We start from the raw sequence: 20,131 nt of genomic DNA, 5'->3' as shown, positions 1-20,131 counted from the left end.
TTGCCCCTTGATTAAATGCGGATCTTCCGACCGCGACGCTCATACCCTACTTTTGCGCCGCCGACGTTGACGCGCATATAACTACCTATATCGACTTCGCCGTACGGGTCGAACTGGATGCGCCCGCCGCTTTCGCCGCGTGATACGCCGACAAGATAGCCACTCCGTGTAATGTGCGTGCGCGGGAATTGGCTGGTGCCGCGATAGGCGACCGCAAAACCGTTAATGCCAGATTTGCAGATGATTGGATAAATAATCGTCGATTCTTCGATCAGCGGGCCATGCTCAAGCACGGCTCCACGCCCATCGGTGCGCGTAAACATCAGGTATGGCATATTTGATGGCACGGACAACATGCCGATGGTGCCATCGCCCAAAGCGCAAGCCCAAATATAGTTTGCGGCGAGCGTCGCGCCGTCGACTGGCCCGCCGGATGCGTAAGCGGAACCGAGTGTATTGCTGATCGTTTGACCAGTCAGAATGTACGCGGTGCGGCCAAGCGTCGAGCCGGATCGGAAGACATGAACGAGAGCTTCGCCGGTGGTCGGAACGACTAGCGTCGAATCATGCACGTTGGTAAATGAACTGATAGCAACGGTCGACACGCGCACGCCTGATGCGTTGACCGTGTAAAGGTTGTGATTCGTGCCGCCGTCCGACAGTGAGAACGCAAAGCCGCCCGCAGGCAATGCGACCGGATTGGAACCGTATCCAAGATGGGAGATCGCCACCGAAAACGCGCCAGCCGCGACCGTCGCCGTTGTCAGGTCGGCGGAATAGATAGCGCGCCGAACATGGTTGCCGCCGCTGGTGTCGCACCAGACAAACGCGACGTTTCCATCGACCATCTGGCAGCCGCCGCACAGATAGGTTCCGGTCGTGGATGCGGTTGTTGTCAGCGTCAGTGCCGCGCCAACCGGCTGCGCGCTGTTGTCGTACCGCTGCGCGATCAGTGACGCGCCAGCGCTGGCAGTATAGAAGGCGACAAAGCCGCCGGCGGTCAACGGGAAGGCGATCGGACGCTGCGATGATGTTTGCGTGCCGACCGAAATCGTGTTTGTTGCCACCACCGCGCCGGTTGCCGCATTCAACACCGTTGCCACGATGGCATACGGCGAAGCCGATACGCTATACAGATCCAACAAATTGCCGTTCGCCAGTTCGATAATCAGGCGATCCGTGACTGCCGTTGATGCGATCACCGAAGTCGATGGCACCGTGACCGGGAAAGAATTGCCGCTGTCATCTTCGGCCACCAGCGAACCGGCTGCGACCGTTGTGCCAAGGGGGATGGTTGGCTTCGTGCTGTACGCTGCCCATTTCGACGATACACCCGGCACTTCGGCGGTCACATCGGCGACGTTTTCCAGCAGTTGCCAGAACTGGCCATTGTGGAAGGTCGACGCAGGAATGGCCAGCGCGCCGGTCAGCGTCGACCATAGCCCCTTGTAATTGGCCGCGGCGACGATCGACGGCAAACCACCCTCTACCAGGTTGGCGGCACTTTCCAGATCCGGCATGCCGGTATTTATTTCGTTCACCAACTGCGGCAATGAGGTGCCGAAGAACGTGTTGACATCGTTCTTGAACGTCGCGCTGGTACGGTCAAGGGATGGGAGCGGCGTCAATTCCATTTAGATTAATCCTTCCAACTCAAGGGAGCAAAGGTGATGCGAAAAATAGGCGACATCAATGGAGAAGTCGCGCATAAATCCATAGACCAACAGCGGTTCCAACCCGGTCTTTTCGGAGCCGATGAAGATCGACGGCTTGGCGCGGCGCGAGGTCAGGAAACGATAAATACTATTGAAGCGGGCTGCGTCGGTGACAACCGAAAAGTTAGCCATTTTGCGAAATGGCCTCTCGACGATTTCGACATAGCCAAACGCGTCGGCTTCTTTGCGTGAATAGTCGAGCGTTCGCACTTGCGCGCCGGCCTGCGTGCGTCCGATTTCGGTAATCGGCCCGACCTTGAACACGCCGCAGGACACGTTGCCGCTGCTGGCGGTGATGGTCATGGTCAGTTCGCAGCCGGTAAATGCCGCCGGCAGATCAGTTAAAACGAAGTCGGCGCGCTGCTCCTGCTCGGCGAAGAACCAGTCGTAGATGGAATCGATCATGGAGCCATCGAGGTCGACCGTGCGGCTATAGACCGTCGTGCCACCTGGTGCGTCCTTCATCGTGATCGTTGCTGATGTGCCGACCAGTTCCATCGCTGCCAGCCCGCCGATGCTGCCCGGCTGAATCGTCACCGTCAGCGGCGAAGTGCCGGTTGTGACCGTGCCGACGACGTTATCGAACATTGCCCAGCGGTTGGTTGGCCCGATGTCCACCCAATTCGTCGGATCACTTTCCGGTGGCGTCGTGCCTGCGCCGGCGGTCAGCCGCTGATAGATGCGGTGCGTTTCGGTGCGGATGCGCTTGTCGTCGACCGCATAGGTGGTGCCCGACACCCATACCGGAAAATCATTTTCGGCCACCGTGCTGGATGTCAGCATGGCGGTCCTAATGTCCACCGGTGCAATTACGGACATGGTCATGTTGTCGCTTCCCTTATCGCCAAGGCGTCGCCGTCCGGCATTGCCCGTTCAATCAGTTTTGTCAGCCTGCTGCCGTGCTGCGCACTCGCCCGTGTTTCCGCGCTGATGTCGCGCAGTACCGCTTCCAGTTGCGCCAGCCGTGCCTCGACCTTGTCGTTGCCGCTGTTGCCGCGCAGCGCTGCGATGATGGCGCGGTTGTCTGCGGCAGGCACGATGCGCTCGCCTTCGTGCGCGTACAGCGCCATGTCCTGCGGCAGGTAGTTGGTGCCGACCGCAAAGCCAGGCAATGCGAACTTCGACCCGACCGGGCCACCGTTGAGCTTTTCCAGCTCGCGCAGCGTGGCGATGATGCCAGCAAATGAGGTCTTATATTCAAGACCGGACGCGGCATTTGCCTGCAGCACATCCAGCAGGTTGCGCGTGACACCGTCGAGTTTGGCGATCGCATCGGTGTCGCCGTTGCGGGAACCGGCAACCGCTTCCTCGTACTGGCGCCGCGCCTCGGCGATCATCTGCTGCGGGTTCAGGGTCGAACGCACATCATCGACCAGCAGCGAATCGGCGAGGCTTTCCGCCGCTTTGCGCAGGCTAGCGAACGCATCGGTCAGCTTGTTGGCTTCCTTGTCCGGACCGGTGAACAGTTCCAGCCCCAGCGAGAACAGTTCCGCATACTGGCCTTCGGACAACGTGCCATTGGCCAGCGCATTGTTGATCTTCGCAAATGCCTTCTCGAAGGATGCGGAATCATATTCGCGCACGCCGTCCAGCAGCAGCGACACATCGCGCACCGCATCGCTGCCGAGACCCTTGAATGCGTCCTTGCCCTTCAGTTGCTCGGCCACCCTTGCGGCGTCCTGCGTCGTCATGGCTGCGGCGGCAATCTTCGCGGCTTCGGCCACCAGCGCGGCATTGCGCACGCTGGCATTTTCGGATGCGGTAAAGTCGCCGCCTTGCGCTGCCTTGGCCGATTCACCGAACACATAAGCGGTCGAGGTCAGGCGACCGATGGCAGCGGTTGCCAGTGCGATCGGCTCATTCGCAGCCGCTGCGGCTTCGGTCATGGCGGCAACGGACTGGCCAATCTGATCGAAGTAATAGGCAATCGAATCCAGACCGGCACGCTGGATATTGCGTGCGGCGGCTTCGACCGCAAAGGCGCGATCCTCCGCGCTGATGATGTACTTTTCACCGATCTCGTTGGCGACTTCCAGCGCTTCGGCATATTCGTCCGCCGTCAGCGCGCCGATATGATGCGCCTGCTTGATCTGCGAAATCGCCCGGTTATATTCGGTCAAGCCGGCATCGGAGCCGGCGCGAGCGCCAAGGATTTGCGCCCGCTGCACGCCAGCGATGCCCGGCCCGGTCGGCAGATACTGATCTTCGATGCTGCGCTGCGTTTCGAAGTTGAGCAGATCGAACAAGCCCGCGCCGCTGCGGCCAGGTTGCCCGATGCCGTAACCGTCCGACACGCTTTTGCGAACGATCTGGAACAAGTCTTCATCGCGGGTCGGTGCCATCAGATCCCGAATGACTTGCGCAACATTCTGAATGTTGAGCGCATCGGCGGATGCCTGCCCTGCCAGGTTGGAGCCGGTACGCGCACGCGCAAGGATGGCCGCGCGGTTGTATCCGGAGATGTCGCCGCGGGCGAAATAGCCGCTCGGGTCGGGTCCGTCGACCATCATCTGCGCACCCAGCGCACCGGCACCGTTGCCAGCGCGCAGGCGATCCGGCACAAGTCCAGCCACCAGCATGCGGGTGCCTTCGCGCATCAGGTTCTGCGCCTCGGCCAGTTGCGCCGCCATCGCCGCCGGGAATCCCAGCGCGACGATGTCAGCCAGCGCATCGTTCGCCTGGTCGAGGAAGCCGACGAAGTTGCCGAACTTTTCCTGCTCCTGCGCCGTCAGCCCGTAGGTGTTGGACGCCATTGCCGCCCGCGCTGCCGGTTTCGCAAGCGATTCCAGCGTGGCGGACAGGTCGCCGATGATGGCGTTCGCTTCCTCGATGGCATCGCGCTCGCGCTCGAGCATGGCCAGCCGTTCGGCTGCGGCAACGTTCAGTGCCTTGGCTGCGTCGACGGTTTCCTTGACGGTTTCCTCGACCGCTTCCGCTGCCTGCTTTGCATAGTCTTCCACGCTGGCAAAGGCCGGCGCGAGTTTCATCAGCTCGACGTACAGCTTTGCATCGGCTTCCCGGGCAAGGTCCAACCCTTCGACCAGTGCGCGGAATTCTTCTTTGGTGTCGACGCTGGACTGGCCGAGCGCTGCCATCTGCTTTTCAACCGACTCGGCGACCTTTGCCATCCGTTCGGCTTCGGTGTAGAAATTCTGAACGAATGCCGATGTTCCGCCTGCCAGCGCATCAATGCCGCCTGCCAGCTTGATCAGGTTCGCCGCGGCGTCGAAACTCAGCCCTGCCAGGTTATCAAACGGCAGCAATGCGATGCCTTCGCGCAGCAGCGTCACACCCTTGGTGATGTTGTCGATCGTCGTCAGCAACTGGCCGGCAGCATCGTCGCTCAATGCTTCTGCGTCGATATTGGCGACCACATCGGCGATGGCTTTCGGGATGTCGTTTGCCGCCTGCAATGCTTGGATGGTGGCCTGCTTTAGGTCGGTCGCAAAGTTCGCAATGGCGGTCTGCGCGTCAGGCGACTGCGTCGAGGTCGATTCGTACAGCGTGCCTTCGTAGTTGCTTCCTTCGCCGCTTTCGCCGAACATGGCGCCGGTCGACAGACGACCACCCGCGAACACGCCCCCGCGACCCTTGCCCGATGTTTCATATGCCGCCTGGAAGCCCACCAGCGACGCTTGCGAACCAACCGCTTTCAGTACCGCATTGATGCTGTCGACGGTGCCGTTGATGGCGGCTTTCGCTTCCTTTGCATACGGGTCGCCGCCGCTCGGGCCTTCGAGGAATTGCGCGCCGATGCCGCCTGCTGTCAGGACTTCGCCGCGGCGGTTGTTGATGACGCTGCGACCATCGAATGAATAGCCGTATTGACCGCCTGCGCGGGTTTCGCCTTTCGTCGCCTTGTGGATGGCAAGGATGGCGCCGATGCCCAGCGCAAGCGGACCCAGCACTCCACCACCGGCGAGCAAGCCACCAAGCCCGGTGCCGCCAGGCGACAGCAGGCCGGCGGCATTGCCCAGCAGACTGCCGACCATGCTGCCGCCCGCGCTGGCGGCAACCTGACCGACCGCGCCGGTGGCGGCTTGACCAATGGCGCCGCCGATCATGTTCTGGATGCCGCCTGCAATCGGATTCATCACCGCAGAGATGACCGGACGCAGCACCAGCGTCTTGAACATATTCTTCAGCGAGTCGACCAGGTTCTTGCCGAACCCCTTACCGGACTCGAAGCCGCGCAGCAATGCGTCGGTCAATGACCGCTCGATTTCACTTGATGCGCGCTGCCATTCCTTTGCCGCGGCGTCTGCCGCTTTCAGCGCATCGGCGGCAATCTTTGCCGATGCGTCGCGTTCTTCCTTGTCAAGTTGCAAATCCTTCAGCCGCTGCAATGCCGACAATTGCAATTCCAGCGAACGGACTTCCCCCTCGTTCAGTTCGCGGGACTGAAGCGCTGCCTGCGTCTTCGCAATGGACAGGTCGGTGACCGCCGAGCCGATCAGCCCGTAGGTGTCGAGTTCGCGTTCCAGTGCGCGCACCTGTTCCAGCACCCGGTCGGCATTGTCGTCGAATCGTTTCTGGATGGCGGCGGCGGCTCTTTCCGCTTCGGTCAGTTCTTCGCGTCGCGTGGTGGCAATTTCCAGTGCCAGCGCGGATTCCATGATCGCCTTGCGCAGCGCTTCGGTCGGCGCCTGCGCTGCCGCCTTGGCCGCTGCCATCATCTTCACCTGGTTGTTCGTCAGCCCGACTTGCGCGGCTTCCAACTTCAGGTTTTCGATGAATGCGGTCGAGCTAGCAACCAGCTTGTCGTATTCGGATATGGTCGCGGCACCACCCTTGCCGCCGGTGTCCTTGCTGTCGCGCAGCACTGCGGCGATCGACGACGCACTGGCGCCGGTGGACCCGCCTGCTGCGCGCCGGTCGCTTGCGTCGGCATAACCGTCGCTGCCTTCGAGCGCACGCAGGCTTTGCATTTCCTGCAGCGACTTGCGCACGGTCTGCAGCTTCTTGATGTCTTCGTCTAGCGCGCCCTTGCCGAAGATGGAAAGTTCCTTGCGGGTTTCCAGCAAGGCAATCTGCCGGTCGGTGGCGCGGATCTGGTCGCCGTAATCCTGCCCGAACGCACCGCGCACAGTGATGCCGGCGGCAATCTTCATCTGCTCGATGAAGGAGCCGGAATGCTTCGTCGCTGCCAGGAAGCGTTCGATGACGTTGTTCAGCGCCGGAATCATGTTCGACGCCAGACCGTTGGCAGCGCTTGCCGCCAGCGTCCGCATGCGGTCGAGGTTGTCGTTGAACTCGGCGGCGTTCTTGATGGCGTCGCTGCCCATCACCGCGCCCAGCCGCTGCGCTTCCTCAGTCAGCTTTGCCAGCCCGGCCCGGCCTTCGTTCAGGGTCGGGATGAGGTCGGTGCCGCTCTTGCCGAACAGCTTGACAGCCAGCGCGGTCTTCGTCGCGCCATCTTCCAGCCCGGAAAATACTTCAGCCACATCGCCCAGCACATCCTCGGTGGCGCGCAGGTTGCCGGCTGCATCGGTGATCGCCACACCCATCGCTTTGAACACCGCAGCCTGTTCCTTGCCGCCGGTGGTGGCCTCGAACATATTGGTCTGCAGCTTCTTGAACGATGCCGCCATCACATCCAGCTCGATACCGGACATCTTGCCCGCATAGGCGAGTTCCTGCAGCGTTTTCGCATTGATGGACAGCTTTTGCGACAGTTCATCGAACTTGTCGAGCCGGTCGACCGCCGCGCCAAGTTTATTCATGGCGCTGATTACCGTCTGGATAGTCGCAAATGCACCGATCGCATTCAGCGCTGCTGCACCGAAGCGCGACATGCCTTTGCCTGCGCGCTCGGCGGCTTCTTCGGCGGCGCGCATTTTCGCAATCATCGGGCCGGCGGCGTCCGACACGCCCAACTGCGCGGCGCGCAATGCGGCCAGCTCGGACGCGGTCTTGCCGATGCTGTCGGACTTGTTGCGCAGGTTGTCGAGGAACCGCGTGGATTCCTCCAGCTTCTTGTTCGCCTCGGCGGCAATCTTCGTGCGGTCGGCGGCTTCCTTCAGTGCAGCCAGGTAAGGTGCCAGCACCTTGGCATCTGCGCCGCGAGTGTTGGCCAGTGCCGCATAGTATTCCGCCGAACCCTTTGCACCAGCATTCATCGCAGCGGTTGCGCGCTGGATCGATTCGGCCAGGTTCTTCGTCGTCTTGTCGACCTTGGCCGCGGCCTTTTCGCCGCCGCTACCCATCTTTTCAAGACCGTCGGCAGTCTGCTTGCCTACCTTTTCAGCAGTTTCACCGAGGCTTGTCAGGGAGCGCTTCGCCTTGCTGACACCGGCTTCGACGCCGTCGGCGTTAGCGGTAAATTCTAGTTGCGCTTTTAAGTCAGACATAAGTCCTCGGTGATCTAGTCTTTTTCATGCATTGCTTCGAGCGCTGCGCCTTCCAGCACGGTGATTTCATATTCCAGTTCGTCGTAGCGGGACGGCGTCAGGTTCATGCGGTCCATCATCCGGAACAAGACATTGAAATCCAGCCCGGTCGCACCATTCATGCCGGTGCGCCATTGCCGGCCCATGCGCTGGAACAGGATGACCGCATCCCAATTGTCCGGCCACACTTCGACCGGATCTTCCTCGAAGTCTTCCGGTGCGAAGCCGCTGGCGGCGATTTCTTCGGCGGATGGCGGACGCTTGTAGAGCGCCCGCGCCGCCTCTTTCAGTTTCCCAGCCGTGCCGCGGTCAGTTCGGCGATGTAGCGCTCGATAATGGCGCGTGCGGCCCCGATGTAGATCTGATCCATCTTCTCGACGGCGTCGCGGTTGAATGCGTCTTCCAGATCCCAGCCGCTGATGATGTCCATCAGAACGTCAATGTCGTCGCGCCCTGCCAGTGCGTTGATGAATTCCTTGAATTCGTCCTTGGTGCGACCCTTCATTGTGAATTCGACGACGGCAGGCTGGCCACCTGGTACGGGGATGGCAACCTTGGATTTGAAGGTCGGAGCGGCGGTCAATACGAGTTTTGGCTTAGCCATGATGTTGTTACCTTTCGCGGGATAAAACTATGCCCGTGCCGAGCCGCTGCTTCCCGCGAAGGAAGACAGCAGCCCGGTCGGTGCCTGGTGATGGGCTAAAAGCCCGGGGGATTAAGACGCGTAGCGTGTCGAACGGTTGTTACCGTTGACGGACAGGACCACCTGGTTGATGTTGCCGTCGTTAACGGTGACTTCTTCGTTCAGCGCAACGGTGCATGGACGGTAGACCTTGGAGCCATTGCGGGAAACCATCAGCACGCAGGTGTCGGTCTGCACATCGGTCAGCGTCTTCGCTGCGTTGTAGCCAGCGGTGCCGATCATGTCAGCATCGATGTTCAGCGTGCCGTTGACCGGGTTGAAACCGTCGTTGATGCTCGACTGCACATCCGATTCGAGGTACTTGTAGCTGACGTTGATCGGGTCGCCGCCGCTGAAGCTGGTCGCCAGCACGCCGGTGATCTGCGTGAAGGTGTTGACCTTGCGAACCGAACCGATGCCCTGACCAGCCGGGAAGAAGTTCAGGCTGGATGTGTCCATGCCTTCGAGAACGAAGGTGTTCGCTGCGGCAGTCTTGACGCGGGCGATGCGCTTGTGCAGGCGACCCCAGCCGCTGGTAACTTCAACGATGTCGCCGTTGGCCAGACCGTGCGCCGTTGCAGTCACGACTGCCTCGGCTGCGTTGGAAACGATGGTTGTGGGGATCGCAGCAGCGTAAGCCGATGCGATGAAGAAGGTGGTGCCGGTTGGTACGGATGCCATTTGAAACGCCTTTCTTGCCCGAACGGGCATAAAAAAGCCCCTTTAGGGGGCAAGAAAAAAGCCGCAGCGGACGATCCGATGCGGCTTTATGGGGATGCCCTTGCGGGCGGATTCACTACTTTTTAGCGGGAACTCCAGATGCTGAAGTCCTGCCGCGAACCATACAATTCTTCGTCCATCGTCGACACCGATGCGCCCAGCGCTTTGGTCTGGAACATCGTGGTGGTGACCAGCGCGGCTTCCACCTGCTTGATAAGTGCCTTTGCAGCCATGCGGGTGTCTGCCCACACAGCAATCTGGAAGCGTGCGTTTTCCTGGTCAGGCAGCGTGTTCTCGACATAGGCGATGGATTCGCCGCCCGCCTGCTGATAAACGATGTACGGGCGAGCGGTATCGGCTGGTGCGCGATCCGGATAGACGCGGTTGCCGGCCAGCCCCTTCAGCAGGTTGAAAATATCCGATTCGACTGTCATGTTGCCTTCCGAAGGAGTTGTTGCACGCCAGCGGCAAGCCGATCCCGCGCCACTTCCAGCGCTGCCTTGTGCGCGGCGTCGTATGCCGGACGAAGGAATGGCTGCGCCTCCATGCGCGATGTGCCGAATTCGATCAGGTGGCCGTGCGGTGCCTTGCGGCGGTTCCAGCTGATGTGATAAGTCGCCTGCCCTGCGCGGCTGTTGTCGTCGCTGTATGCCTGGTAAATCGACGCCTTCAGCGTGCCGGGCTGGTATGTCTTGCCCTTGACGGTGCGCGCCTCTTTTGCCACCGGCACCCGCTGAAGCACTTCGCGGTAAAGCACCTGCGCGCCAGCCTGCGCGGCGGGCCGAACGTGTTCCTTGACGCCATCGGCAAGGTTGTCGAGCGCAGCATTGATGCCGGACAGGTCGAAATCGATCTTGAAGGCGTCAGCCATTGATCACCACGCATTCAAGGTCGACATATTCCCTTGTCTTCAGGTCCGGCAACACCGCTGCGATGTCGTACAACACTCCATTGCTCAACACGCGCATTCCTGCGGTGATGCCGGTTCTGTAGGGGATGCGCCTGCTGATTTTCACCGTCGAGGTCGGCGCATTAGCCTTGATCGATTCCAGCCCGTTCAATCCGCGAGGGTCAGCCCACACCTTCGCAAATTCGGCCCAGTCAGCAGCTGCCGGCTGGCCAATCGCATCAACACTTGACCCTTGCTGCAGAATGGTTATTCGTTCGGTGAAGTTGCGCGGATCCATTACAGGCTCCAAATCTTGAATGGATGGAGCAGGCTTTCGATGAACGAAGTCTGGATGCCGTCCTTCAGCGCGGCGTTCGGTCGGTACTGTTCCATCAGCTTGGCCAGCAGATACATTTTGATGCCGTGCGGCACCGCTGCCTGAGTGGCGCCGTAGCCCGCGACATACTCGACATTCACCGCGTTGATGCGCGCCATCGTGGCAGGCCATTCGACGCCGTCAGCCGGCACGATGTAACCCGGTTCGCTGACCGTGTCCACGATATAGTCTGCAGGGTCAAGCGTCTGCTCGGCACCGTCTTCGTCGATGTACTTGACCGACGAAACCGACACGATCGGCGGGAAGTCCAGCCGGATGGCGTCAGGGAATGCATCAAGCGTGCACCTCCATGTCTGCGTCAGGATCGACCGCCCCATCTGATGCTCGGCATGGGCGGTGATGCCGCGGATCCACGCTTCCACCATTGCATCCTGGTCGTCGCCGTCGATGCGTAAATGCGCCTTTGCGTCCGCCAGCGTGACCGCCAGTTCAGTCGCCGGTGTTATCAGTCGGGTGGTCATCGGTTGTTCCTTTGTAGTGCTGCTGCCCGGCTTGACGATTCGCTGCCGGGCCGTGTGATGGTCCTGCGCGCTGGCGCATATCCGCCGCCTGCTGGCGCACGCGCATAGTTCAGCACCGACAGGATGGCGAACGATGCAGCCAGGTCGCGGTAGACACTGCCGCTGATGCTGTACGCGCAAGCCAGATCGACATTGACCGCCACGGTGCCGTTGAGAACCGCATAGGATGCAGCCAGATCGGAGGCCACCAACTGGAAAATGCCATACGCGGCGGACAGGTCGGACGACACCAGCGAAACCGAGCTGGCGATGCTGTAGCTGGCGGCGAGGTCTGCGCTGACCGGCGTGGTGGACGCTTCGACCGCATAGGACGCCACCAGGTCATTGCTGACCGACTGCACAATCGCATAGCTGGCGGGAAGGTCTGCACTGACGGAGGCAACCACGCCATACGATGCGGCAAGGTCGGTTGATACGGTGCCGGTAATGGCATACGATGCGGCGAGGTCGGCGGATACCGGTGATTCGCCGTTTGACGCAACCGGCTCCACCCATATGCGGCGGCTTGGCGCCTTAAATACTTGCCACGGGTTGTCAGAAAAAGCGCGCTTTTCGTTGTCTGTCCATGCGCGGTTGGCCACGCCCACCATCTGAATCGGTCGCGCCCAGGATGGCCAGAATGGACCGCCGCCGATGCAGAAATTCGCATCCGTGGTATTGATCGTTCCAGTGTTATTCGCCCGCGATGCGCCATTCATCCAGATATTTATGGTGGTGCCGTTCTGCGTACAGATAAAAATTACCTGACCGTTTTCAGGCACTTCGCAGGTGAAATCGACGGATACAACGCCCCAAATATTCAGACGCCAGCCACCAGTGCCGCCGTTCCTGCGCAGCGTCCAGTCTTGCCCCGATGACGGCACGCCCAGCGTGAAGATTGCTTCCGTGTCGGCCATCGGGTCCATCGACGCCACGCCATAGATGGTTCGATTGCTTGAACCACTGACACCAAGCGAAGATGCAAGCCGCCCGGTATTGATCTGGCGGCTGGTATTCGATGCCGACCGAAGACCACGCCCAGCCGGGCCGGTTGCTGAAAAATAGTTCCCCGCCGCATCCGAAAACGTGCCGGTAATCCCGGTAACCAAGTCGCGGATGTCGAGCCCGTTCTGGAATGACCATAGCCCGGTTGTGCCTCTCAGCAGCGGGTTCGACAGGTCGAGCGGCGCCGGTTGCTGCGGTTGCTGGCTGAACCGGCGCGGCAGAATCAGTGCCGCCATTTAGACCACCGTGCCGCTGACTTCCGCCGTGTGAATCGTGCCGGTCGTGAATGCTGCGCCGGAATCATTCTTGACCACGAATTTCAGATACGGCGGCAACACACCGCCAAAAGCCGCCGCGACAGAAAACGCCTTGCGCTGTAAGGTGGCATTCGTCGGCAATGGCAGTGTGCCGATGAGCGTCAAAACCGCTTCATCGGTGGTCGTCGTGCCGCTTGCCGGGCCAGTCTGGAAATTGGTATTGTCGAGCGAAGCCTGCGCAAACAGAACCGCCTGCTTGTTGCCAGCAACCGTGCCAGGCGTAATCGCCAGTTCCACGATGACATCGAGCGGGTCATTTGCCGACACATCCAGCACGTTGCTGGCGACGTATGTAGCACTGGCCAGCGTCGAAAGGCCGGTTGCGGTCAGCGCGGTGCGGGTGCCGACTTCTTGTTTGACGGTTGCCATTTATGACTCCAATGCGGTACGAAGGTCGGCTTCTGTCACGACGCCAAATCCAAGAACGGCGGCGCGACTGGCTGGCTGCAATGCCATGTCCTTCAGCGCCTTGCCTTCGGCAGCAGTCAGCACATTCCCGGCAACCAGTTGATTAATCATTGCCTGCGTTGCCGGATTGCCGACATCAATGCCTGCATCCTGCGACAGAAAGCGAACCGCCCATTTCACGGCGGACAGGTTTGCCGCAGCGGCTTCGAGCTTGTCGAGAATGACGGAAGCGCCCGGCCCGCATTCGGCCAGGATGGCGCGAGCTGTCACCATGCGCGACTTGACGCCGCTTTCGGTGTCAGCGTTGAGCAATTCCACGACGCGACCAGGCGATGCCGGAAGATACGCGGCATAGCCTTTGCCGGTCGGGTCCGCTTGCACTTCGGCTTTCAATGCCGCCAGTTGTTGAGCGTTCATGTTAAGCCGCCGTGTCGCCTTCGACGCGGATGGTGAAGCTGTCCGACGCTGCTGCCGCTGCTGCGGTGACCGTGCGGCGCAACCATACGGCGCGATGCTGGCCAGCCGGGATATTGCCCAGCGCAACGCCTGCGCCCTTCGTCGCGGCGGCGGCAAACGTCACGCCCGATGGCGCGGTGTTTTCGTCGGCAACGGTCTGTTCTGTTGCGTTGATGGCGGAGGTTCCCAGCCCTGCTTCCACAACGGTCGATGCGCTCGGCGTATTGACCGGAAGCCACAGCACCGCATTGTTCAGCGACAGGGAACCGTGGTTATTGTGGACATAGATGCAGCGGTATTCGATGTCGCCTGCCGACGATTCCGCCGAACTGACATCATCGAAAATCGCAGCCGTTGCGGCATTGCTCGACTTTGCGCCGCCCAGTGATGCGGATTGCGTCGAATTGGCCGCGCCGCCAGAAAGACGGTACAGAATGTCGGTCGTCAGAATGGGCATGATGATTCCTTATTGCTTGTTTGCCTTGGCCGCTTTGACAGCGTCCGGGTGCGGGTCGAGCATGCCGTGTTCAACGCCGATCTCAGCATCAGCGGCGGACACCTCGACGACATCGCCGACCTTGCCGAAATGGCAGTCGCGCAACACGGCGGCTTCAGTGGCGCTCTGTTTCGGATCTTTTTTCGTTGCCATGTTGTTCTCCGAAAAAGGGGGCCGAAGCCCCCCTTTCCATTGCCGCTATTAAGTCGCGGAGTTGACGTACACCTTGACCGCAGCGGTATCCAACAGGTTGGAACCGGTGCGAGTCCAGCCGCAGAAACCGACCTGGCCGTTCAAGGCAAAGGCGGAATCATCGAAGCGGCGCAGGCTGGTAGAGCCGGCAACGTCACGGATGACGAACTGTGAGAAGTCGCCGAACGCGATTGAACGGGCATTGGCTGCCATCGCTGCGACATCGTCATTGACCGTGTACGGATAGCCGCAGATGGTCGACGGTGTGCCGCCGCTGATGCTTTCGTTGTCGCCCGGATTCCAGATCGGACGGCCTGCGGAATCCTTCAGCTTGCGGATGACCGCAACCGATGTGTCGCGCAGCATGAAGCGGGCACCACGGCCACGGTATGCGCTGTTGACGCTGTGGATGAGGTCGATCAAATCGTCATAGGTCACTGTCAACGTCTGGCCGGTTGTGCCAGTCTTGCCGACCGATGCGCGGCCCATTACGCCGAACGGCTGGCTGGAACCTGTGCCGGTGGTGTAATGCTGGTTGGTAATGCGTGCCAGACGGGTGGCCAGACGGTTGACGACGAAGGCAACCACATCAATGGCGCTGTCCTGGATCAGCTCGACAGGCAGTGCGATCTTCTTCGAGCTGTACTTGTACGGATTGACTGCAACGGTGCCAAAAGTGATGTCGGCGCCGGTAGCAGCAGCGTTTTCCGCAACGATTTCGCCCACTTCCGATGTGCCGTCCGATGTCGGATAGTTCAGCGCATTGCCGCCTGCGGTCGAGATGATCTGCGACACTTCACGCATGCCGCCGAATGCTTTCATCGCATCGACCACCATTGCAGCGATTTCGGAAGGCACGGTGTAGCCGCCTTCTGCCGGTGTTGTGGTCGACATGGCGTTGCGGATGGCGATTGCCTGCTCTGCTGTTACGTTGTTGCCGTGGCGCAGGTACAGTGCAACGGCTGCTACCGCATCGATAGTGTCGTTCGACAATGACTTGCCGGACGGTGCTGCGTTCTCGAAGAACTTGTCAGCGTCGATGTCGCGCATCTTTTCGATGGCCTTGATCTGCGCCGTAGCCGACTCGATTTCATTGGCGAAACCGTCGAACTTTGCCTGGTCTTCCTTCGACCATGTCTGGTCGCCCTTTTCAGCCAAAAGGTGCTTTGCTTGGTTGGCGAGGTTGGCAATCTTCTCGCGCAATGCTTGGATATTTTGCATGGCTTGCTTTCATAAAAAAAGCCACCGCATCGGGTGGCTAATGCGAAGGAATCCGTCCTTCTGCGGCGTTATGCGCGAGAAGCGCTAAACAACTTGTAAGAGCCGCAGGCGGTTGGCATTCGCCACGCCCATGGCCGGTTTTTTGTCTTCAGGCGGCGTTTCCACCGGCGGTGTTTCTAATTTTTCGGGTTCAGTTTTACAAAGACTTTCAGGCGCCTTCGTGTATGCGGACAGGTTCCATGTGTTCTTGGCACCCTTCGGTGCCTCGGCGATGCGATCGACGAAGCCGTAGGAAAGTGCTTCGGATGCACTGAACCATGATTCTTGGTTCATCCAGTCGACAATTTGTGCTTCGTCCAGACCGGTCTTTTTCACGTAGTCGTTGACGATTGCGCCTTCGATCTTTTCCAGTAAGTCGGCGGTTTCGCGCATGGCGTTTTTGTCGCCCCATACCGCGCCGCTGGCGTTGTGGATCATGAAGAAAGCGCCGTCCGACATTTCGACTTCATCGCAGGCCAAGGCAATCGAGGTCGCCGCCGATGCGCACAGGGAATCGATATGCGCGATTGTCTTGCCCGAAAAGCGGCCCAGCGCGGCCATGATGGCGCGGCCTTCAAAAACATCGCCACCCGGCGAATTGATGTGAACATGCAGGGTCGCGGCGTCGCCAGCCTGCGCGATGGCGTCGATCACGCCGGGAGCGCTGACGCCCCAATACGGGTCAATGACGTCATAAATGTAGAGCGTTGCGTCGGCGCCGTTGCGCACCAGGTTGACCGGGCGGCGGGTGGCGTTATCACGCAGGAGTTGCAGGATTTTCATTTTGTGGTCCGTTCGTAGTGCGCGGGTCAAAGATTTTGGCCGCTTCGCCGCCGATCGGCGCCAGCCCCTTGGTACGGCGGATTTCGTCGACGGTCATCCAGCCCATACCGGTGCCTGGTCCGCCCAGCGCGGCGCGGTTGTATTCGGCTTGCGCCTTGCTATCGCCTTCGATCAGGTCGCCAAGGTCGAAACGCACGAAACGCCCGGTGTCACGCGGGAACAGCTTGCGGTTCAGTTCCTGCTCCAGCCGCTTCAGGTGCAGCCGCAACGTGTGCATGACGAAGTCGCGGGCCTGCTGTTCGTAACCGGCTCCCACCGCGCTGGAACCGGTTGTCTCGCCGATCATGTGCGGCGGCACACCAAAAGCACGGGCAATATCAGTCACCTGGAACTTACGCGCTTCCAGCAGTTGCGCGTCGTCGGCTGACAGACTGATCTTTTCCGCCTTGATGCCCTCAGTCAGTACCAGCGGCAGGCGGTGCGCGTTATCCAGCCCGGCGTATTTGTTGGCAAATGAGGCTTGCAGTTTGTCGATGGTATCCGGCGACATTTTGGCCGGCGCCTCCAGAATGATCGACGGATGCGCACCATTGGCAAAGAACTTGCCGCTGTATTCGTCCATTGCCAGTGCGTTGCCGACTGCCTGCCGGGCGCCATAGGCAATCACCGACATCGATTTCAGGCCGTCGAAGCCGTGACCGGGAAAGTGCAGCACTTCGTAGGGTTCCAGCCAGGTTTGAATGCCGTAATCCGGCAGGCTGATGTAATAGCGCACCGATCCATCCGGCATGCGGAACGGGTTCACGCAGCCCCACGGCAGCGGGAGGAATTCTTTAAAAGAGCCGTTCAATGCGCGGCGAATCCATGTGAAACCGTCGCCACGCAGGAGTTGGGCGCTGACGCGGGTTTCCCAATGGCTAGTCGCCGTAAAGTCTGAATGCGGCTGCTCGTTCAACAGATACCAAAGTGCATCACGCGGCATTTTCACTTCGTTGCCGTTCTCGTCGAACTTATAAACATCGAGCCGCAGCGTCGAGATGGTACCGGCGATTTTTTGCACACAGGCGGCAACCGCCGACACGCGCATGGCAGAAAGCGGCGTCACATGGGCGCCCGACGAAGCCGGGATCAGGCCGAATGCTTCATTGACGCTGTCGGAATAGGTAACGTTTTGCACTTCCTGCGGACGTGACGAGTCCCGCCACCACATCATTTTGGCAGCGAGGTCTTTTATCTTCATCACAGTTCCACGAATCCTTGGGTAATTTGATTGCTTTCCGGGTTGAGTGCCATCAACGAGACAGCATCAAAAAGCGCCATCAGTGGGTCAATCTTGGCCGTGCCGCTGGCCTGCTTTGTAATGGATACAGCGTTGCCCTGCTGGACAGTCCGCGCATTGCCAACGCTCCAGCGCATCATTGACGACGCCGCCACCAGCAGATCCCCTCCAGCCAGCTTCCGCTCCGTCGTCTTGATTGCTCCTGTTAGCCGCCAGCCCTGCGAAATCGCCACGATGTCTTTCTCAGGATCGAAGTCGCGCGCAGCCAGTTCGTCAACGATGTCACCTATGCCGGCTGCATCAACGCCGATTCCACGCTGTTCCGGGAGCAACCCAGCATCGCGGACACGGCAGACGTTATCGGCAAATTCCTGCACGTCCTGGCCGGGACGATCAACGATGGTGAGGAATCCCTCCCGTTGGAAGTCCAGCAGGCGTGGCGCGATCTCTTTACGCCGCTCAAGTGCGATTTTGTGCGCCCAGGCGTGAAACCATGCCAGCCAGCGCCCGGTTTCGCGCTCGCGACCGACCACAGCTTGCCCCAGCAAGTCATCCAGACCGCCACCGTCGCCGCCCACGACTGCAACCTCACACCGCTGCAGTAGTTCATCTAGCGTCAATACAGTCTCCGCCGACTCCCAGAAGTCAGCACCTGCCCAGCGGTCGGACCGAAGATTCAGTCCGATTTCAACGTTCAGGTGCTTCGCGAGGAATTCCTTAAACTCCTGCTCACCGCTTTCTTTGGCCTGGCTGTGTAGCTGGGTGATGCGCTCAATGTCTACCGACGCGCCCCAGTTCGGGTTCGTGATGTAGGCATTGTTTAAATCTTCATACGCCTTGCTTTCCAACATGGCGCGCGGGAATTCGTAGATCACCGGAAGGAATTTCCTGTCTGTGACCCGCCCATCCCGCACCTTCCGGGCATAGTCCAGCTTTGCCTTGAACACGCCTGCCGGAGGTTCTGCCGACTGGGTTGTGGCGTAGATTACGAACCCTTCTGGCCGCGATGCCAGTCCGCCCGTGGCCTCCAGCAGCATGTTTGATGCCTTCGCCTGCTTGCCGAACTCGTGCAACTCGTCGACAAAGACGAAAGACGCCTTCTTGCCAGAAACCGTATCGCTGTCTGCCGCAACTACTTTCAGCGTCGCCCCTGTCTCAAGGTGCGTGATCGTGCGGAAGTAATCCTGCACTTTAAGCATCGCTGACAGTTCTTCATCGGCTTTGATGAAGTCGCGGATCGGCTTGTAGCTGTTGTCCGCTATCTCTTTCGTGGGCGAGAGAATCAGCAATTCGGCTGACTGGCGCCAGTTCATCAGCAGCGCGCACAGCATGATTGCCGCGGCGATCGTACTTTTCGCGTTCTTCTTGCTCACCATGAGCATAAATTCGTTGATATGGCGCCGCCCGGTCTCCGGGTCTTCCGCGCCGAACACTGCCATCACGAACTCACGCAGCCAGGGAAGCGACGCCTCGCCCAGCAGGGGTTGACCCATGACGTCGGTCAGCACGAACTGACTGCAGATTTCCCATGCCTCGGTTGCAACCTCGGGGAAGAGCGGCTGGCAAGCAATCAGGCTTTCGCGGCTGACAATCCGGCTTTCCCAGTCCGGGCAGGCCGTCGACCACTCTTTCACTCGACCAGCTTCCCACCGTTAGCCGCCAGCTTGGGCTGTTGGCGCGTACCAAACCGCCCCTTGGCCGCCGACTTTTGTTTTTCTTCGGCTTCTTCCTTTTTCCCAGTACCTTCACCCAATTTCTTGTGGATGAACGGCAGCGCAGCCGAGGCCGCACGTACTTGTGTCGCGTTCGCCTCAAGCTCGCCCTTCCAGACTGCCCGCAGGAAGTCCAGCGGGTCCGTATAGGCGGTTACTGCGGGTTCTTGGGGCTTACGGCCGGCACCTTCACGGCGTCCGCCGCTGCGTCCTTTGACTCCGGCCATTTGATTACCTTTTGAATAGGGGGATTTTTTTGCGCGTGCGGGACCGGGTGGTGTCCAAGCCCTTCATCTTCCAAAGATTGGACTGCCCCCTGCCCTTTGCTTCGCCTCGCGTGCTGTCTTCACGTCGTGGCAAGGGACGCACAGTAGTTCTTTGTTATCGTCCTCGTCTGAGCCTCCATCCCACAATGGGTGGATGTGGTCGACTACCTGACCCAAGCTGACGATGCCCTTCCGCTTGCATTCCTGGCATAAGCCACAGTCACGCTTGCGGATGTTGTTTCTATCCTTTACTCCTGCGCTTCCTCGCTTGCGCTCTACCGTTCCTGTGCGGATGTTCGGGAGCGTCTGCACTCTTGACGTGCTGAGCGTGGTCAGCCGCGGTTTAAGTGTTTGGAGTTTCATAGCCCTGGAAGTGAATCGTTCCCGCCTGCGCCGTAAGATCGCACCCCGAAGGATGAAGGAGACCCGGCCTTTGTTCATCGGGAACTGCGCCCGTTATTTCTGCCCATGGGACAGCTACACATCGCCACTCGGAGCGCTCTGGCGAACCTGCTGAATAAAAAAGCCCGCGAACCGTTTCCGGTTGCGGGCTAAATAAACTTATCTCTTCCTAGGGAGATAAATTCAGAATAGGTCACTATTTCCAACTTGAACTGTTTTACATCAACATGGTGCACTGCAACTATTCACCAAAGTCGAGTTGC

General features: G+C 59.9%; 21 protein-coding genes. All 21 read right to left on the bottom strand.

Annotation, left to right across the window (positions count from 1 at the left end; translation table 11 throughout):
• Positions 1–11: 11 nt before the first annotated feature.
• Positions 12–1,634 carry a hypothetical protein gene (locus tag VGU61_RS19915; RefSeq protein ID WP_326861034.1) on the bottom strand — a complete coding sequence of 541 codons (1,623 nt, stop codon included), beginning with the start codon at positions 1,632–1,634 and terminating at the stop codon, positions 12–14.
• A complete protein-coding gene (locus tag VGU61_RS19910) occupies positions 1,635–2,540 on the bottom strand; it encodes a hypothetical protein (protein WP_326861033.1) in 906 nt (301 codons plus the stop codon). It lies immediately after the preceding gene.
• The gene (locus VGU61_RS19905; protein WP_326861032.1) at positions 2,537–8,065 is read right to left on the bottom strand and encodes a hypothetical protein; all 5,529 of its coding nucleotides are present in this window, start codon (positions 8,063–8,065) and stop codon (positions 2,537–2,539) included. Before VGU61_RS19905 ends, VGU61_RS19910 begins: the two co-directional genes overlap by 4 nt.
• A gap of 14 nt (positions 8,066–8,079) precedes the next feature.
• Entirely contained in the window at positions 8,080–8,343 is a 264-nt protein-coding gene (locus tag VGU61_RS19900) for a DUF1799 domain-containing protein (protein WP_326861060.1), read from the bottom strand.
• A gap of 47 nt (positions 8,344–8,390) precedes the next feature.
• Positions 8,391–8,708 (bottom strand): phage tail assembly chaperone, encoded by a 318-nt coding sequence (locus VGU61_RS19895; protein WP_326861031.1) that lies wholly within the window; start codon positions 8,706–8,708, stop codon positions 8,391–8,393.
• 111 nt (positions 8,709–8,819) lie between these two features.
• A complete protein-coding gene (locus VGU61_RS19890; RefSeq protein ID WP_326861030.1) occupies positions 8,820–9,467 on the bottom strand; it encodes a phage tail tube protein in 648 nt (215 codons plus the stop codon).
• 122 nt (positions 9,468–9,589) lie between these two features.
• A complete protein-coding gene (locus tag VGU61_RS19885) occupies positions 9,590–9,940 on the bottom strand; it encodes a DUF3168 domain-containing protein (protein ID WP_326861029.1) in 351 nt (116 codons plus the stop codon).
• On the bottom strand, positions 9,937–10,377 hold the full coding sequence (locus VGU61_RS19880) for an HK97-gp10 family putative phage morphogenesis protein (protein WP_326861028.1): 441 nt from the start codon (positions 10,375–10,377) through the stop codon (positions 9,937–9,939). The genes VGU61_RS19885 and VGU61_RS19880 overlap by 4 nt, the downstream gene beginning before the upstream one ends.
• On the bottom strand, positions 10,370–10,693 hold the full coding sequence (locus VGU61_RS19875) for a phage head closure protein (protein WP_326861027.1): 324 nt from the start codon (positions 10,691–10,693) through the stop codon (positions 10,370–10,372). Before VGU61_RS19875 ends, VGU61_RS19880 begins: the two co-directional genes overlap by 8 nt.
• Positions 10,693–11,253 (bottom strand): head-tail connector protein, encoded by a 561-nt coding sequence (locus tag VGU61_RS19870; protein ID WP_326861026.1) that lies wholly within the window; start codon positions 11,251–11,253, stop codon positions 10,693–10,695. The genes VGU61_RS19875 and VGU61_RS19870 overlap by 1 nt, the downstream gene beginning before the upstream one ends.
• Positions 11,250–12,533 (bottom strand): hypothetical protein, encoded by a 1,284-nt coding sequence (locus VGU61_RS19865; protein ID WP_326861025.1) that lies wholly within the window; start codon positions 12,531–12,533, stop codon positions 11,250–11,252. The genes VGU61_RS19870 and VGU61_RS19865 overlap by 4 nt, the downstream gene beginning before the upstream one ends.
• Positions 12,534–12,983: a hypothetical protein gene (locus tag VGU61_RS19860; protein WP_326861024.1), complete on the bottom strand. Its 450-nt coding sequence runs from the start codon at positions 12,981–12,983 to the stop codon at positions 12,534–12,536.
• Positions 12,984–13,439: a hypothetical protein gene (locus VGU61_RS19855; protein WP_326861023.1), complete on the bottom strand. Its 456-nt coding sequence runs from the start codon at positions 13,437–13,439 to the stop codon at positions 12,984–12,986.
• Between the two features lies 1 nt (position 13,440).
• Positions 13,441–13,935: a hypothetical protein gene (locus VGU61_RS19850; protein ID WP_326861022.1), complete on the bottom strand. Its 495-nt coding sequence runs from the start codon at positions 13,933–13,935 to the stop codon at positions 13,441–13,443.
• Between the two features lie 9 nt (positions 13,936–13,944).
• The gene (locus VGU61_RS19845) at positions 13,945–14,127 is read right to left on the bottom strand and encodes a hypothetical protein (protein WP_326861021.1); all 183 of its coding nucleotides are present in this window, start codon (positions 14,125–14,127) and stop codon (positions 13,945–13,947) included.
• Positions 14,128–14,175: 48 nt separating this feature from the next.
• Positions 14,176–15,387 carry a phage major capsid protein gene (locus tag VGU61_RS19840; protein WP_326861020.1) on the bottom strand — a complete coding sequence of 404 codons (1,212 nt, stop codon included), beginning with the start codon at positions 15,385–15,387 and terminating at the stop codon, positions 14,176–14,178.
• 84 nt (positions 15,388–15,471) lie between these two features.
• Positions 15,472–16,209 (bottom strand): head maturation protease, ClpP-related, encoded by a 738-nt coding sequence (locus VGU61_RS19835; RefSeq protein WP_326861019.1) that lies wholly within the window; start codon positions 16,207–16,209, stop codon positions 15,472–15,474.
• Complete coding sequence (locus VGU61_RS19830; RefSeq protein ID WP_326861018.1) at positions 16,184–17,449, bottom strand: phage portal protein; 1,266 nt, start codon at positions 17,447–17,449, stop codon at positions 16,184–16,186. Before VGU61_RS19830 ends, VGU61_RS19835 begins: the two co-directional genes overlap by 26 nt.
• Complete coding sequence (locus VGU61_RS19825) at positions 17,449–19,122, bottom strand: terminase large subunit (protein WP_326861017.1); 1,674 nt, start codon at positions 19,120–19,122, stop codon at positions 17,449–17,451. Before VGU61_RS19825 ends, VGU61_RS19830 begins: the two co-directional genes overlap by 1 nt.
• Complete coding sequence (locus tag VGU61_RS19820; protein ID WP_326861016.1) at positions 19,119–19,427, bottom strand: terminase small subunit; 309 nt, start codon at positions 19,425–19,427, stop codon at positions 19,119–19,121. Before VGU61_RS19820 ends, VGU61_RS19825 begins: the two co-directional genes overlap by 4 nt.
• Positions 19,428–19,490: 63 nt before the next feature.
• The gene (locus tag VGU61_RS19815; protein WP_326861015.1) at positions 19,491–19,829 is read right to left on the bottom strand and encodes an HNH endonuclease signature motif containing protein; all 339 of its coding nucleotides are present in this window, start codon (positions 19,827–19,829) and stop codon (positions 19,491–19,493) included.
• Positions 19,830–20,131: the final 302 nt, after the last annotated feature.

The organism is Noviherbaspirillum sp., assembly GCF_035944575.1.
Lineage (GTDB): Bacteria > Pseudomonadota > Gammaproteobacteria > Burkholderiales > Burkholderiaceae_D > Noviherbaspirillum.
Note: the sequence above shows the minus strand (reverse complement) of the source record. Positions and strands in the feature narration are given on the sequence as shown.